This is a genomic window from Xanthomonas cucurbitae (assembly GCF_002939885.1).
GTDB classification, from domain to species: domain Bacteria; phylum Pseudomonadota; class Gammaproteobacteria; order Xanthomonadales; family Xanthomonadaceae; genus Xanthomonas; species Xanthomonas cucurbitae.
Window position 1 is genome coordinate 68,550 of sequence record NZ_MDED01000004.1, and the last position, 16,152, is coordinate 84,701.

The following is a 16,152-nucleotide window of genomic DNA, read 5'->3' on the forward strand; positions in this document are numbered from 1 at the left end:
CGGCCCGGTTAGGCTGGCGGCGCCGCGAACGAATCCGAGAGTTTAAAACAAGCCCACCCCATGCCGAAGCTCGATCGATACCTGTTTAGCGATTTCACTCAGAGCTTCCTGGCCACCTTGATCGTGCTGCTGGTCGTCAGCGTCGGCGGTGTGCTGGTGGATATCCTCGGCAATATCGCCGACGGCCGCATCCCGGCACGCCTGTTGCTGTCGCAGGTGGGGCTGCAGTTCGTGGCCTACCTGCCCATCATCCTGCCGCTGGCGCTGATGCTGGGCCTGCTGCTGGCGCTGGCGCGGCTGTACCGCGATTCAGAAATGGCCGTGATTACCGCCATTGGCGTGGGCCCCAGGCGCATGCTGCGCCCCATGCTGATGCTGGTGGTGCCGGTGGTGGTCATCATCGGGCTGTGTTCGTTGTGGCTGGGCCCCTGGGCCAGCCGGACCGCCGAGACCATGCTGCAGGACGCCAACCGCAGCGTGCTGATGGCCGGGCTGGAATCGGGCAAGTTCACCCCGCTCTCCGGCGGCGGCGTGGTCTACCTGACCAGCATCTCCGCCGATGGCAAGGGGTTGGGCAAGGTGTTCCTGCAGCGGCAGAAGGACGACCGCATCGACGTGGTCACCGCGCAGCGCGGGGCGATGTTCTTCGAAGGCAAGACCGACCGCTACCTGCGGCTGGAAGATGGCTACCGCATCGAAGGCCCGGTGGCCGGCGACACCCTGGACTACCGCCTGATGAAGTTCGCTAGCAACGACGTGGCCCTGCCCGATCATTCACGGCCGCGCGATGCCAACGACCCGGAGGTGATGTGGACCACGCAACTCCTGTCCGACCAGCGCCCGGCCGCGCGGGCGCAGCTGCATGAGCGGCTGGCGCCACCGTTGCTGGCGCTGGCGTTCGCGCTGCTGACCCTGCCGCTGTCGCGCAGCGCGCCACGGCAGCAACGCTATGGCCGGATCATGCTGGCCTTCCTGGCCTACATGGTCGGCACCAACCTGATGATCGTCGGCACCCAGTGGATCACCAATGGCAAGACCCCGGCCGCGCTGGGCCTGTGGTGGCTGACCTTGCCGTTGCTGGCGGTCGCGATCTGGGCGTATGCACGCGATGGCCGCGTGCGCCGGCCGAGGGCGCGCGCATGAGGCTGACGCCGCGGGTGCATGATTGGTACGTCGGCCGTGCAGTGCTGTTCACCGTGCTGCTGACCTGGTCGGTGCTGCTGGGGTTGGACCTGGTCAATGCATTCGCCAGCGAGGCCAAGAACATCGGCCAGGGCAGCTACAGCTTCGGCCACGCGGTGGCGTACGTGGCCTATACGGTGCCGCGCCGTGCCTATACCTTGTTTCCCACCGCTGCGGTGATCGGTGCGCTGATGGGCCTGGGCCAGCTGGCGGCCACGTCCGAACTGACCGCGCTGCGGGCGTTGGGCGTGTCGCGCAAACGCATGTCTGCGTCGGTGGTCGCTGCAATGGCCTTGTTGACCGCCAGCATGGTCATCAGCGGCGAGACCGTGGGGCCGTGGGCGCAGGACCAGGCCGATACGCTCAAGACCAACGCCCGTTACAACAGCAACATGGCCTCTTCGCGCTATTCCGGCCTGTGGGCGCGCGAAGGCGACACCTTCCTCAACGCGCTCAGCGGCGAGGAAAAGCTGCTGGACGGCGGTGGCACCGCGCTGGATCTGCACGACGTGCGCCTGTATCACCTGGACGCCGATGGCCGCGTGCAGCAGTTGACCTATGCGGCAGTGGCCGAGCATCGCGAAGGCCGCTGGACCCTGCGCCAGGTACGCCGCGATACCTTCCAGCAGCGATCGGTACAGCGCGAGACCTTTCCCGAGCTGGCCTGGCAATCGCAACTGAGCCCGGCCGCGCTGGCGGCTGGCCTGGCCAAGCCCCGTAATCTTTCGGCGCATGAGCTGGAGCAGAGCATCGAATATCGCCGCCGCAACGGGCTGGACGCGCGCGACTACGAAGACCAGTACTGGAGCCGCTGGTTCTACCCGCTCAACGTGCTGGCGCTGTGCATGGCGGCCATCCCGTTCTCGTTTGGCTCGCTGCGCAGCGGCGGTCTGGGCAAGCGGCTGTTCCTGGGCATCTTGTTCGCGCTGGGGTTCTGGCTGCTGCAGCTGTTCTTCGGCCGCATGGCTGGCGCGCTCAAGCTGGATTACCGCATTGCCTACGCGCTGCCACCGATGGTGATGCTGGGGATCTCGGTCTGGTTGTTCCGGCGGCGCAGTAGTTGACGCGCGCCGTGCAGGTGCGGGCCGGTTGCGATGCGTGGCGGTTGCACATGCCGCCGTCAAGGTATTGCGCGGGGTGTGGCGACCGCGGCGCAGGTCGCCGCTAGGGCTTGGGAACGCGCTGTAGCCGGGTCCTGCTGGCCCGGTCGTGCCAGGTGAGCCGGTCGCGATCCAGCCAGGCCCACCAGAATCCGGCGCCGGCCAGGCCCAGCGACAGCGTGGCCACCGCATAACGCGTCCAGGCCTGTCGCCAGGTGGGGCGTGGCTCCTGCAATCGCAGCCGCCACGGGCGCATGCCCAGGGTCTGTCCGCCGCGGTGCCAGCTGAGCGTGGCGTAGAGGCCTGCCACGGCCCAGCAGCACAACCACAGCAGCCATTGCCAACCACTGAAGGGAGCGATGTTTTCGCGTGCCGGGTGGCCAGCGAGCGTGAATCCCAGTGTGAACCCGGTAGACACCAGCATCCAGAGCGCCAGCACCGGCCAGAAGTCGTAACACAGGGCCAATACCCGCCAGCCCAGCAGGGCAGGTGGGCGTGCAGTGCAGGGGGCAGGAAGCGACGTCATGCCAGCAGCATAGCGGTCGCCAACGCGACGGCAACGCCGCGCTGCGGCAGTGCCCTGTCCCAGGCCTGGCGTGCCTGGTGGAGCGGCGAGCCAACGGGGCCGGAGGTTTGATATCGCGTCGCCAATCGAAACCTGGCCTCGCGCCGGCCGTGCGTCGCGTTCTATGCTGTGGCGATGCCTGCCAGCAGCCCTTCCGAACGTCGCCAGCTCGCCCGGCAACTGCCGCCCGTGCAGGCGGCCGATGCGGCGCTGATTGCCCGTTTCCTGGACCGTTTCTGGGCCGAGAATGGCGTGGCGCGGCAGACCCTGGACAGTTATCGACGCGATCTGGAAGGGCTGGCGCGCTGGCGCGACGGGGCCGGTGGCGGCCTGGCCGGGATGCAGCGCGCGGCGCTGTTCGACTACCTGCGCTGGCGTACCCAGGCGCACTATTCGCCGCGCAGCAATGCCCGGCTGTTGTCCACCTTGCGCGCCTTCTACGGGCTGTTGCTGCGCGACGGGAGCCGCAGCGACGACCCGACCGCGATGCTGGACCCGCCGCACCTGCCGCGTTCGCTGCCCAAGGCACTGACCGAGACTCAGATCGACGCCTTGCTGGCGGCGCCCGACATCCAGGTGCCCGTGGGGCTGCGCGACCGCGCCATGTTGGAACTGATGTACGCCGCAGGCCTGCGCGTCAGCGAACTGGTCACGCTGCCGGCGGTGGGGGTCAACCTGCGCCAGGGCGTGCTGCGCGTCACCGGCAAGGGCAGCAAGGATCGCCTGGTGCCGCTGGGCGAAGAATCCCAGCACTGGCTGGAGCGGTACCTGCGCGAGGCGCGTCCGCTGCTGGCCGGTGGCAAGCCGGTGTCCCCCGTGGACGGGCAGGTTCCCTTGTTCATCGACGCCGTCGGCCGGCCGCCCAGCCGTCAGCAGTTCTGGGCGCTGGTCAAACGCTACGCGGCGCTCGCCGGCATCGACCCGGCCACGGTGAGTCCGCATGGTCTGCGGCACAGTTTTGCCACCCATCTGCTCAACCGCGGCGCGGACCTGCGCGCGCTGCAGATGCTGCTGGGGCACAGCACGTTGTCGACCACCCAGATCTACACGCTGGTCGCGCGGGCCCAATTGCAGACGCTGCACGCCCGGCATCATCCACGCGGCTAGGCGCACGCCGGGGGAGCGGCCTGCACCTCTCATGAACTGGCCCGTCTGCCAGCGAACCGATCGCCGCTGCCGCCGCGCGGCTTCATCTGCCCTGTGCGAGAATCCAGCCACCCCATACCACTGGATGCGTGAATGTATCGTCTTGCCATCGTCGCGCTGCTGGGCGCAATCAGCCTCACTGCCTGCGCGCAATCCTCGCAGCCCGCATCAAGCACCGCCACCAAGCCAGTCGCCGCTGCCAACGCCCCGGCCGGGGACGTGGATCAGCGCGTGGGCAAGGCGCTCAAGTTGCTGGACCCGGAATTCAAGCCCGACTACATCGGCGCTGCGCCGTTCCCGGGGTTTCGCGAGGTGGTGGCCGGCGGCCAGGTGCTGTACGTCAGTGACGATGGGCGTTACCTGATCCAGGCGCAGCCATTCGACATCCAGAACAAGCAGTTCGCTGCCAGCGCGGGTTTGCTGGCGTATCGCCGCAAGCAGCTGGAGTCGGTGCCCAAGGCCGACCGCATCGTGTTCGCGCCGGCCAACCCCAAGTACACCGTCACCGTGTTCACCGACGTGGAATGCGGTTACTGCCGCAAGCTGCACAGCGAAATCGGCGAGCTCAACAAGCAGGGCATCGCGGTGGAATACCTGGCGTTCCCGCGCATGGGCCTGGGCAGCCAGGACCACAAGGAAATGATTGCGGTGTGGTGCGCGGCCGACCGCAAGCAGGCGCTCACCGCCGCCAAGTCCGGCCAGCCGGTGGCCTCCAAGGACTGCAAGAACCCGGTGTCGATGGAGTACACGCTGGGCCAGCGGCTGGGCGTCAACGGAACCCCGGCGATCTTTGCGCCGGATGGCACCCAGCTCGGCGGTTACCTGCCGCCGGCGCAGCTGCGTGAAGCGCTGGAAAAGCGCGCCGTGACCACCGCCGTTGGAAGCCGCTAAGAAACACCGCCCAGGCTGGCAGTCGATGCGTGCCATCCGGGTGTGTGACTGCGGCGAAAGGGATCACGAAGGCCGGGATGCAGACGCATTTCGGCCTTCGTCGTTTCAGTGATCCGGGGTTTGCGGTGGCGGGATTGCGGATGGAAACCGTCCACTGGTGGCTCGCGGATACGTGCGATGCCAAGGGGGGCGCCAGCCGTTCTGGCCCTGGCCGCCGACGCCAGCCTGCCCGCTTCCCGCTTCCCGCTTCCCGATTCCCGATTCCCGGCCGGACGGCCGGCCCCAGCCAACCTCCGCTACAATGATCGGCCACGTTTCTGACACGGTTCTCCGGACATGATGGTCCTCGAGGGCGCTTCCGCCCTTTCGCCGTTCCGCCGCGCTCGGCTCGAAACCCGCCTGCAAACCTTCGTTCCCGCGCTGCGCATCACCGGCGCCTGGCACGTCTACTTCATTCGCGCCGAGGCCGGGCAATCGCCCGATCAGGTCACCTTGCAGCGGATCCTGCAGGCCGCTGCAGACCCCGCGCCGCGCGACGAGAATGCGTCTTCGCACTATGTCGTGCCGCGCCTGGGCACGCTGTCGCCGTGGTCGAGCAAGGCCACCGAACTGGTGCGCGGGGCCGGGCAGCCGATCCAGCGCGTGGAGCGCGGCACCCGCATCGACCTGGCCGGCTGGCCGGCCGACGTGGCCGCGCAGGCCGCCGTGGCCAAGCTGCTGCACGACCCTATGACGCAATCGCTGCTGGGCTCGACCGCTGCGGCCGAAGCCCTGTTCAACGTGCCCGAGCCGGGCCAGTTGCAACGCGTGCCGCTGGAGGCGCTGGAACAGGCCAACCGCGACCTGGGCCTGGCGCTGGCGCAGGACGAGATCGACTACCTGCGCGAACGCTTCGCCGCCCTGGGCCGCGACCCGGCCGATGTCGAGCTGATGATGTTCGCGCAGGCCAACTCCGAGCACTGCCGGCACAAGATCTTCAACGCCAGCTGGACCATCGACGGCAAGCCGCAGGAGCGCTCGCTGTTCCGGATGATCAAGCACACCCACCAGCAGACCCCGCAGCACACCTTGTCGGCCTACAGCGACAACGCGGCGGTGGTGGAAGGCGTGCCGGCCGCGCGCTACCGCCCGGACCCGGTCAGCGGCGAGTACCGCGGCGAAGCGGTGCTGCCGTCGGCATTTGCGATCAAGGTGGAAACGCATAACCACCCGACCGCGATCGCGCCGTTTCCCGGCGCGGCTACCGGCGCCGGCGGCGAGATCCGCGACGAGGGTGCCACCGGTCGCGGCGGCAAGCCCAAGGCCGGCCTGACCGGGTTTTCGGTTTCGCACCTGCGCATTCCCACCCTGCCGCAGCCGTGGGAAGCGCCGCGCGCGCTGAACCCGCGCATGGCGCCGGCGCTGGACATCATGCTCGACGGCCCGCTCGGCGGTGCCGCGTTCAACAACGAATTCGGCCGCCCGAACCTGCTCGGGTATTTCCGCAGTTTCGAGCTTGCCGAAGGTCCGGGCCTGACCCGTGCCTACGACAAGCCGATCATGCTGGCCGGCGGCCTGGGCGCGATCGATCGCAACCAGGTTGAGAAGCTGCGCCTGCAGCCCGGCGATGCGGTGATCGTGCTGGGTGGCCCGGCGATGCTGATCGGCCTGGGCGGCGGCGCGGCCAGTTCGGTGGCGGCCGGCGACAGTGCCGAAGCGCTGGATTTTGCCAGCGTGCAGCGTGAAAACCCGGAAATGGAGCGCCGCTGCCAGGAGGTCATCGACCGCTGCGTGGCGCTGGGTACCGACAACCCGATCCGCTGGTTCCACGACGTGGGCGCGGGCGGCCTGTCCAACGCCATCCCCGAACTGCTGCACGATTCCAGCGTGGGCGGCATCATCGACCTGGGCCGCGTCCTGACCGACGACCCATCGCTGTCGCCGCTGGAACTGTGGTGCAACGAATCGCAGGAACGCTACGTGCTGGGCGTGCCGCAGGCGCGCCTGGACGAATTTGCCGCCATCTGCGCCCGCGAACGCTGCCCGTTCGCCGCCGTCGGCGTGGCCACGGCCGAGGAGCGGCTGGTGGTGGGCTACGGCGTCCTGGACGCCGGGAATGGGGAATCGGGAATCGGGAATGGTAACGGCGTGCTGCCGGTTGCCGAAGCCGCTTCTCCCCATTCCCCATTCCCGACTCCCGATTCCCCGCTCCCGATCAATCTGCCGATGGATGTCCTGTTCGGCAAGGCGCCGAAGATGCATCGCGATGCGGTGCGGCCGGCCGCGCCGCAGTGGCCGGCGCTGCAGACCGCCGGGCTGGACCTGCAGCAGGCGGGTCTGCGCGTGCTGGCGCATCCCACCGTGGCGTCCAAGAGTTTTCTGGTCACCATCGGCGACCGCAGCGTGGGCGGGCTGACCGCACGCGAACAGATGATTGGGCCGTGGCAGCTGCCGCTGGCCGATTGCGCCATCACCCTGGCCGGTTTCGACACCTTCGAAGGCGAGGCGATGTCGATCGGCGAGCGCGCCCCGCTGGCGCTGTTGAACGCTGCCGCCTCGGCGCGCATGGCGGTGGGCGAGGCGATCACCAACCTGTGCGCGGCACCGGTGCAGACCCTGGCCAGCATCAAGCTCTCGGCCAACTGGATGGCCGCCGCCGGTCATGCCGGCGAAGACGCGCTGCTGTACGACGCGGTGCGCGCAGTGGGCATGGAGTTGTGCCCGGCGCTGGAGTTGAGCATCCCGGTGGGCAAGGATTCGCTGTCGATGCAGGCGCAGTGGGTTGCCGGGAATGGGGAATCGGGAATCGGGAATGGCAAAACGCCGCAGCCCTCCGCTTCCACCATTCCCGATTCCCAATTCCCAATTCCCGGAGAAACGCTGAAAAGCGTTTCTCCGGTCTCGCTAATCATCAGTGCCTTTGCGCCGGTGAGCGATGTGCGCGCCCAGCTGACGCCGTTGCTGCGCAACGATGAACAAAGCGAGCTGTGGTTGATCGGGCTCGGTGGCGGCAAGCAGCGTCTGGGTGGGTCGGTGCTGGCGCAGGTGTATGCCGACGATTCGGCGCTGCCGGCCTTCGGCGGTGAGGTGCCGGATCTGGACGATGCGCAGCGACTGCGCAGCTTCTTCGAGCTGATCCGCGATGCACGCCAGAGCGGGCTGCTGCTGGCCTATCACGACCGTAGCGACGGCGGTGCGTTCGCGGCGCTGTGCGAGATGGCGTTCGCCTCGCGCCAGGGCCTGGACATTACCCTGGATGCCTGGGGCGATGATGCGTTCCGCAGCCTGTTCAACGAAGAACTGGGTGCAGTGGTGCAGATCGCCAGCGAGGATCGCGCCGCGTTCGCCGATCTGGTCGAGCGGCATGCGCTGACCGAATGCGCGCAGCGTATCGCGCGCCCCACCGGCACGCCGCGCGTGCGGGTCAGCGCGCAGGGCCGGGTGTTGGCCGAATGGCGCTGGGAAGCGCTGTTCGATGCCTGGTGGTCGGTGACCCACGCCATGCAGACGTTGCGTGACAACCCCGACAGCGCCGACGAAGAGCGTGCCCTGGCACGCGACTTCCAGGCGCCCGGGCTGCGGCCGACGCTGTGCTTCGACCCGTCCGAAGACGTGGCCGCGCCGTTCGTGGCCACCGGCGCGCGGCCCAAGGTGGCGATCCTGCGCGAGCAGGGCGTCAACGGGCAGATCGAAATGGCCTACAACTTCGAGCGTGCCGGTTTCCGCGCGTTCGACGTGCACATGAGCGACCTGATCGAAGGGCGCGTGGATCTGGTGCAGTTTTCCGGCTTCGCCGCCTGCGGCGGTTTCAGCTACGGCGACGTGCTGGGGGCCGGCCGCGGCTGGGCCACCTCGATCCTGGAACGCGCGGCCCTGCGCGAGGCCTTTGCCGCGTTCTTTGCGCGCAGCGATACGTTCGCGCTGGGTGTGTGCAACGGCTGCCAGATGCTCAGCCAGCTCAAGGACATCATTCCCGGTGCCGAGCACTGGCCCCGTTTTCTGCGTAACCGTAGCGAGCAGTTCGAAGCGCGCACCGCGTTGCTGGAAGTGGTGGAGTCGCCGTCGATCTTCCTGCGCGGCATGGCGGGTTCGCGGATCCCGGTGGCGGTGGCGCACGGCGAAGGCCGCGCGGAGTTCGACAGCGCCGTGGACCAGGCCGCCGCACGCGTGGCGCTGCGCTATATCGATGGCGATGGCGCGGTGGCCGCGCGTTACCCGCTCAATCCGAACGGCTCGCCGGACGGCATCACCGGCCTGACCAGCACCGATGGCCGCGTCACCATCCTGATGCCGCATCCCGAGCGCACCCCGCGCACGGTGAACCTGAGTTGGCATCCCGCACAGTGGGGCGAGCAGTCGCCCTGGCTGCGGATGTTCCGTAACGCGCGCGTCTGGTGCGGTTGAGCCGCATGCGTTGAGTGCGCCATGCGTTTCTTGCAAACGGCCGTGTGCAGCGATGCACACGGCCGTTTGCATTTGGCGCGCGGCATGCCCGTTGCGGTGAATGGAAAGCACATTGTCGCGCGCCAGAACCACACGCTTGGTCCGGCCAGTGCACGCAATGCCTGCTGTGCAGCACTGGTCAACGACGGGTGTTGCTTGGGATGCATGACAGGCGGCAGGGCGGTCGCTTGCACTGCTGACGATCGCCTCATGCCCGCGAGATCAATTGCAGGGCACGGTGCGCGGGAATCGCCTTGCGCATTCCGTAGCAGCGTTGTTGCCGGCTGCTAGGGAATGCTGTTTTGTTGAGTCACGTGGTTGCCTTGGTCCGCATTCGAAACTATGTATCGAATCGTCAATAAAGGTTGCTCCAGGTAACTGCAAAAATGAGATTTATTTGGTGTGGATGCCTCTTTTTTCATCAGCGTGACACGGTTCGCATTTAGTCATTCGGATTTTTAATAGATTCATCACGCGCTGCATATCTGCAAACGTCGTAATCCTGCTGACTGCTCAAGATCGCTTCTTTTCGCCTGTAAATACGCGCGAACGGGAGTTGCTGTGCTCTATAAAACCTCAGGGGGACCATGCGCCGCAGCGGTGCATGGTGGTCGGTTTTCATACGCCAGACCATAATGGGGAGTAATTCGTTAATGAAAAACATCAGGCATGCCGGGGGAGATCTTTCCGCGGCTACGGTGAAGTGCTATCCAATCCTTTCAAATTTCCAGGGATGGGCTGAAGCCAAAGCAGGCAACGGCCTTGCGCTAGCCATCTGCATCATCCTTGCCGGCGGGGTTATTCCGGCAACTGGATCGGCTGAGGAACACACTGCCGCCGAACGCTGCACGGTCATCGATGGTCGGCAGACCTGCGTTGCGCCCGTGGCAGCGACCATGACCGGCGTCAATGCGCTCGCCAGTACAGCCGTGCAGACAACCGCCGCCAAGATGACGGCAGCAGCGGTGGAGGAAGACGAAGTGCCTCCCTTTGTGGATGGGCGCGACGCCATCGCGTTGGGTGCCGCGAGTAACGCGCTGGCCGATGGTGCCAGTGCGTTGGGAGCCGGCAGCCTGGCGCTGAAACGCGATGCGACCGCCGTGGGGCGCAATGCGGTCGCCGTCGGCACTTCCGCCGTTGCGGTGGGGGGGGTGGCGACGGTGTTCGACTACGACGCGTTTGGTTTCGTCATCGGCAGCAGCGAGCAAGCCACCGAGGCCACCGGGACTTCCTCCACCGCCATCGGTGGCGGCGCGAAGGCCGTCGATCCGCTGACCACTGCGGTGGGGACTGGCACCATTGCCAGCGGCATCCAGAGCACGGCACTGGGCTACCACGCGCGCACCGCTCAGGACGCCGCCACGGCGGTGGGTGGCTTGTCGCAGGTGTCCGGCTTCGGTGGCGCCGCGCTGGGCTACACCGCCAATGCAAGTAGCGATTTCGCTACGGCGGTGGGCTTCGGTGCACGCGGCACCGGCATCAGCACAGTGGCAATGGGCGACGGTTCGCTCGCCAGCGGTGCCGAGAGCGTGGCGATCGGCGGTACCAGCAGAAGCACCCAGGGATCGATCAGTGCAGCGACAGGACTTGGCGGTATCGCGCTGGGTGCCGGTGCGCAGAGCCAGTCCGATTACGCCATTGCCATTGGCTACAACTCCACCGTTTTCCCCAATCTGCCGGGCAACACCGATGCGATTGCAATCGGCCATTCCGCGGCAAGCTTTGCGCCGCGCACCGTGGCCCTGGGGGGCATTGCATTGGCGGCGGGCGATGGCAGCGTGTCGATCGGCCAGGAGAGCATCACCTTCGCCGAGAACAGCATTGCGCTGGGCGCGCGTGCCGCGACCTCGTGGGTCAACGGCAACAACATCGCCATCGGCGCGGATGCGCAAACCAATGGCGTCGATGCGCTGGCGATCGGTTATGGCGCGCGGGTGAGCAATCAGGTCGACGATGCATGGGGTCGCTCCCCGTCCAACGCCGTCGCACTGGGGGCGTCGTCGTACGCCGATCGCAGCAACGCGGTGTCGGTGGGCAACGTGCAGGCCGGGCTGACCCGGCAGATCACCAGCGTTGCGGCCGGGACCGAGGCCACCGATGCGGTGAATCTGGCGCAGCTCGATCGTGTTGGCGCCCTCGCCACGCGTCTGGACCACCATCTGGCACTGGCCAAGTCCGATACCGATGAGACAGGCGCGTTTGCCGAAGGCAGCAATGCCATCGCCCTCGGTAGCGCCAGCAATGCACTGGGCAACGGCGCCAATGCGTTGGGCTCCGGCAGTGCGGCAATCGGCCGCGACACCGTGGCAGTGGGGCGCAACGCCAGCGCTTCCGATGTGTCGGCAGTGGCACTGGGCGGCGTTGCCAGCGTCCCGTTGTTGGACGAGAACGGCTTCATCGTGGGCGAACAGGAACAGGCCACGAGCGCGCAGGGGCGTGGCGCGGTGGCGTTGGGTGGCGGCGCGCAGGCCATGCAGACATTCGCCACCGCTGTCGGCACCGGTGCGTCGGCGCGCGGCGCGCAGTCCACGGCGGTCGGCTTCGCCGCGCAGGCGCTGGAAGACACCAACAGCGCACTGGGCAGCTTTTCGGCGGCGCATGGCGCGGGCTCTTCGGCGTTGGGATCCAATGCGGTGACCACCGGCAGGCTGGCCACCGCCGTGGGATTCGCGGCGCTTGGCAATGGCGAGAGCAGCATTGCGGTGGGTAGTGGTGCAGCTGCCGTGGGGGACCGCAGCGTCACCATCGGTGGTTTCTCGCTGATCAGCAACACGCTCTTCAATTCGAGCAGCTCCGGTCTTGGTGGCGTGGCGATCGGCGCAGGCGCGCGAAGCGGTGCCGACTACGCCATTGCGTTAGGCTACAACGCCAATGTGTTCAGCAACGACAATAACGTCGATGCGGTGGCCATCGGGCATAGCGCCGGCGCGTTCGGACCACGCGCTGTGTCGCTGGGTGCATCGTCGTCGGCACAGGCGGCAGAGGCGATTGCCATTGGTTATGACGCACGTGCCATTTCCAACCGAAGCATCGCCATCGGCAGTGGCGCCGATACCTCGATCATCTACGGCGATACCATCGCTTTGGGAACCAATGCCAAGGCTGATGCGCCCGACGCGATCGCGATCGGACGCAATGCCAGCGTTGGTGTGTTCGTTGGTGAAGTGGGTAGTGCGGCGGTGGCATTGGGTGTGCAGGCGCGGGCGCTCGGCAACAACAGTATGGCGATGGGCTATAACGCCTTCACCCGGGAGGGCGCGCGCAATGCGCTCGCACTGGGTGCCAACTCCGGCGCCAGCGGTGCGGACTCGGTGGCACTGGGTTCCGGCGCGCGCAGCGGCGAAGCCAATGTAGTGTCGGTGGGGAATGGCAATGGTCGTGGCGGTCCGGCGACGCGGCGCATCGTCAACGTGGGCACCGGCGCGATTGCAGGCAGCAGTACCGATGCGATCAATGGCGGCCAGCTGTTCCAGTCGTTGAGCAACACGGCCAGCTTCCTCGGCGGTGGTGCAGCGATCGGTGCGCAGGGTGTGTTCGTGGCACCGACCTATGTGATTCAAGGCAGCAGTTACAGCAACGTCGGCGCGGCATTGACGGCACTGGACAGCAAGGTCAGCGAACTGGATGCGCGTGCGGGGAGGGCAACGGTCTCGCGGGTATCTGCGGCGCGCACTGCAGACACGCGGATGAGCGCAACAGGAGGCGGCACAGGTGTTGGCAGCGCTGCCGATGCGACGGTTGCGGCAGCGCCGACCTCCGTCGCCAGCGAGACGGCGCTTGTCTCGACGCCGGCCGCCAGTGCCGTTGCAGCAAGCAACGTGAGCGGTGCAACCTCCAGCTTGCATGGTACGCCGACCGCAGCGGCGGTCGGCGGCATCACCCCAGCGGCGACGTCCACAACGGTGGGGACTGCTGCAGTGGCCAACCACGTTACCGGCACGGCCATCGGCGGCAGCGCGTATGCACACGGCGCCGACGACACCGCGATCGGCAGCAATGCGCGTGTCGATGCCGACGGCAGCACCGCAGTGGGCGCCAACACGCAGATCGCCGCCGCGGCGACCAATGCGGTGGCGATGGGCGAAGGCGCCCAGGTCACCGCGGCGTCGGGAACGGCCATTGGCCAGGGTGCACGGGTCACCGCGCAAGGCGCAGTGGCGCTGGGCCAGGGTTCGGTCGCCGACCGCGCCAACACGGTGTCGGTGGGCAGCGTGGGCGGCGAGCGGCAGGTGGTCAACGTGGCCGCCGGCACGCGCGCCACCGATGCGGTCAACAAGGGCCAGCTGGACAGTGGCGTGGCGGCGGCCAACAGCTACACCGACAGCCGCTACAACGCGATGGCCGACAGCTTCCAGAGCTACCGGGGTGATCTGGAAGACCGTCTGCGTCGGCAGAACCGGCGTCTGGACCGCCAGGGTGCGATGGGCTCGGCGATGTTGAACATGTCCGCCAGCGTGGCGGGTATCGCCTCGCAGAACCGTGTCGGTGCCGGCGTGGGTTTCCAGAACGGCGAATCGGCGCTGTCGGTGGGCTACCAGCGGGCGATCAGCCCGCGCGCCACCCTGACGGTGGGCGGCGCGCTCAGCGGCGACGACCGTTCCATCGGCGTGGGTGCCGGTTTCGGTTGGTAAGTGCGGTTGCATCAACGCGACGGCGCGGCAGCGCGCCGTCGCGGCAGGGCAGGGCCTGAGGGGGCGGGCAGGGACCGTGGCTAGGCCAGCCAACGGATCCGCATGCAGGGACGGCCGTATCAGGAGCGATCGACAAGACCCAGCGGGCCGCGCGGCGGCCGTGCTGCGCCTTCGACGCTGCTCCAAACCTGATTGACGAAAAAACACGAAGAGGACTTCACCGTGACCGACAAGACGTTCCGCCTTACCCCGCTGACCGGCGCCATGTTGATGCTGGCGTTGGGTGCCTCCGGCACCCTGGCCGCCGCACCCACCGTGCTGGTCAAGGAACCGAGTCAGGCCGCCCCGACCGGCGCTGCCTTCAGTAGCCGCCTGATCGTGCGCTACAAGGAAAATACCGCTGCTGCGACCGATCGCAGCAGCAAGCTGGGTGCGGTGCAGGCTGCGGTGGGCCGGGTTGGCGCCAGCAGCGGCGCACGCAGCAGTGCCGCCGCCAAGGCGACCTATGTGCGCAAGCTGGGCATCGGCTCGGACCTCGTCAAGCTGTCCAGCACCCTGACCGCCGCGTAGGTGGACAAGGTGGTGGCCGAGCTGAAGCAGGACCCCTCGGTCGCCGATGTGCAGATCGACCGCATGCTGCGTCCGGTGGACATCAAGCAGAGCGCCGCCACCAATGTGAGTCCGCAGCTGGTTCCCAACGACCCGCTGTACGCGCAATACCAGTGGCACCTGAGCAATCCCACCGGTGGCATCAACGCACCGGCGGCATGGGATCTGTCGCGGGGCGCCGGCGTGGTGGTGGCAGTGCTGGACACCGGCATCCTGCCGGGTCATCCGGATTTTGCCGGCAATCTGCTGCAGGGGTATGACTTCATCAGCGATGCCGAAGTCTCGCGTCGCCCGACCGATGCGCGCGTGCCGGGCGCACTGGACTACGGCGACTGGGAAGAAGCCGACAACGTCTGCTACGCCGGTTCGGTGGCGACGGAAAGCTCCTGGCACGGCACCCATGTGGCGGGCACCGTGGCCGAAGCGACCAACAACGGCGTCGGCATGGCCGGCGTGGCGCCCGGGGCGACCGTGCTGCCGGTGCGCGTGCTCGGCCGCTGCGGCGGTTACACCTCCGACATCGCCGATGCGATCGTGTGGGCCTCCGGCGGTACGGTCGAAGGCGTCCCCGCCAATGCCAATCCGGCCGAGGTCATCAACATGAGCCTGGGCGGCGGCGGTGCCTGCGATTCGGCCACCCAGCTGGCGATCAATGGCGCGGTGTCGCGTGGTACCACCGTGGTGGTGGCGGCCGGCAACGATGGCGACGATGCGGCCAACCATTCGCCGGCCAGCTGCAGCAACACCATCACCGTCGGTGCCACGCGCATCACTGGCGGCATCGCCTACTACTCCAACTACGGCAGCAAGGTGGACCTGGCCGGCCCGGGTGGCGGCGGCAGCGTGGACGGCAACCCGGGCGGCTATGTCTGGCAGGCCGGCTACACCGGCAGCACCACGCCGACCTCCGGTTCGTACAGTTACATGGGAATGGCGGGTACCTCGATGGCCTCCCCCCACGTGGCCGGCGTCGTGGCCCTGGTGCAGAGTGCGGCCATCGGTCTGGGCGAGGGCGCGTTGACCCCGGCGGCAAGTGGAAACCCTGCTCAAGCAGACCAGCCGCCGTTTCCCGGTGACTCCGCCGGCCAGCACCCCATCGGCAGCGGCATCGTCGACGCCAAGGCCGCACTGGAAGCGGTGCTGGAAGCACCCTGCGATCCGGCGACCGAGAACTGCGCACCGACCGCCATCGCGCTGACCAATAAAGTGCCGCTGGCCGGCCTGAGCGGCGCCGAGGCCAGCACCACGCTGTACAGCTTTGACGCCAAGGCCGGTGCAGTGCTGAGCTTCATGACCTACGGCGGTACCGGCGATGTGTCGGTCTATGTCAGTCACGAAGCCGAACCCAGCGCCACCCGCTTCGATGCCAAGTCCACGCGTCCGGGCAACAGCGAAACCGTGCGTTTCACGGCGCCCAAGGCCGGGACTTACTACATCAAGTTGGTCGGCGCGGCAGACTACGCGAAGCTGACGCTCGTCGCACGACAGTAAGTGCAGGCAATAGTGTGACCGATGCCCCCGGCCAATCACCGGGGGCATCGTTTTTCAGGGTGATTCAGAGGCGTACGGTTGATCGCCGCGGCAAACTGCTACAGTCGGCGCCGGA

General features: G+C 67.4%; 6 protein-coding genes and 2 pseudogenes. 7 read left to right on the forward strand and 1 reads right to left on the reverse strand.

What is annotated here, in order from left to right; genetic code table 11:
* Positions 1-60: 60 nt before the first annotated feature.
* Both lptF and lptG read left to right on the forward strand, forming a co-directional pair.
* On the forward strand, positions 61-1,143 hold the full coding sequence (gene lptF, locus XcuCFBP2542_RS03740) for an LPS export ABC transporter permease LptF (RefSeq protein ID WP_104602284.1): 1,083 nt from the start codon (positions 61-63) through the stop codon (positions 1,141-1,143).
* Complete coding sequence (gene lptG / locus XcuCFBP2542_RS03745) at positions 1,140-2,246, forward strand: LPS export ABC transporter permease LptG (RefSeq protein WP_104602285.1); 1,107 nt, start codon at positions 1,140-1,142, stop codon at positions 2,244-2,246. The genes lptF and lptG overlap by 4 nt, the downstream gene beginning before the upstream one ends.
* Before the next feature lie 100 nt (positions 2,247-2,346).
* Here the strand turns inward: lptG and XcuCFBP2542_RS03750 are convergent, their stop codons facing one another.
* A complete protein-coding gene (locus XcuCFBP2542_RS03750; RefSeq protein ID WP_104602286.1) occupies positions 2,347-2,808 on the reverse strand; it encodes an RDD family protein in 462 nt (153 codons plus the stop codon).
* Positions 2,809-2,982: 174 nt separating this feature from the next.
* Between XcuCFBP2542_RS03750 and xerD the strand changes: the two genes are divergently transcribed.
* The 5 genes and pseudogenes from xerD (at position 2,983) to XcuCFBP2542_RS19940 (ending at position 16,037) form a co-directional block, all read left to right on the forward strand.
* On the forward strand, positions 2,983-3,954 hold the full coding sequence (gene xerD, locus XcuCFBP2542_RS03755) for a site-specific tyrosine recombinase XerD (protein ID WP_104602287.1): 972 nt from the start codon (positions 2,983-2,985) through the stop codon (positions 3,952-3,954).
* A 132-nt stretch (positions 3,955-4,086) separates the two neighbouring features.
* Positions 4,087-4,884, forward strand: a complete 798-nt coding sequence (locus XcuCFBP2542_RS03760) for a DsbC family protein (RefSeq protein ID WP_104602288.1) — start codon at positions 4,087-4,089, stop codon at positions 4,882-4,884.
* Between the two features lie 336 nt (positions 4,885-5,220).
* On the forward strand, positions 5,221-9,267 hold the full coding sequence (purL, locus tag XcuCFBP2542_RS03765) for a phosphoribosylformylglycinamidine synthase (RefSeq protein WP_104602289.1): 4,047 nt from the start codon (positions 5,221-5,223) through the stop codon (positions 9,265-9,267).
* A 1,022-nt stretch (positions 9,268-10,289) separates the two neighbouring features.
* A pseudogene (locus XcuCFBP2542_RS03770) lies at positions 10,290-13,937 on the forward strand (YadA family autotransporter adhesin); the annotation flags it as partial.
* A 222-nt stretch (positions 13,938-14,159) separates the two neighbouring features.
* Positions 14,160-16,037, forward strand: a pseudogene (locus XcuCFBP2542_RS19940) (S8 family peptidase).
* The last annotated feature ends 115 nt before the right edge of the window (positions 16,038-16,152 follow it).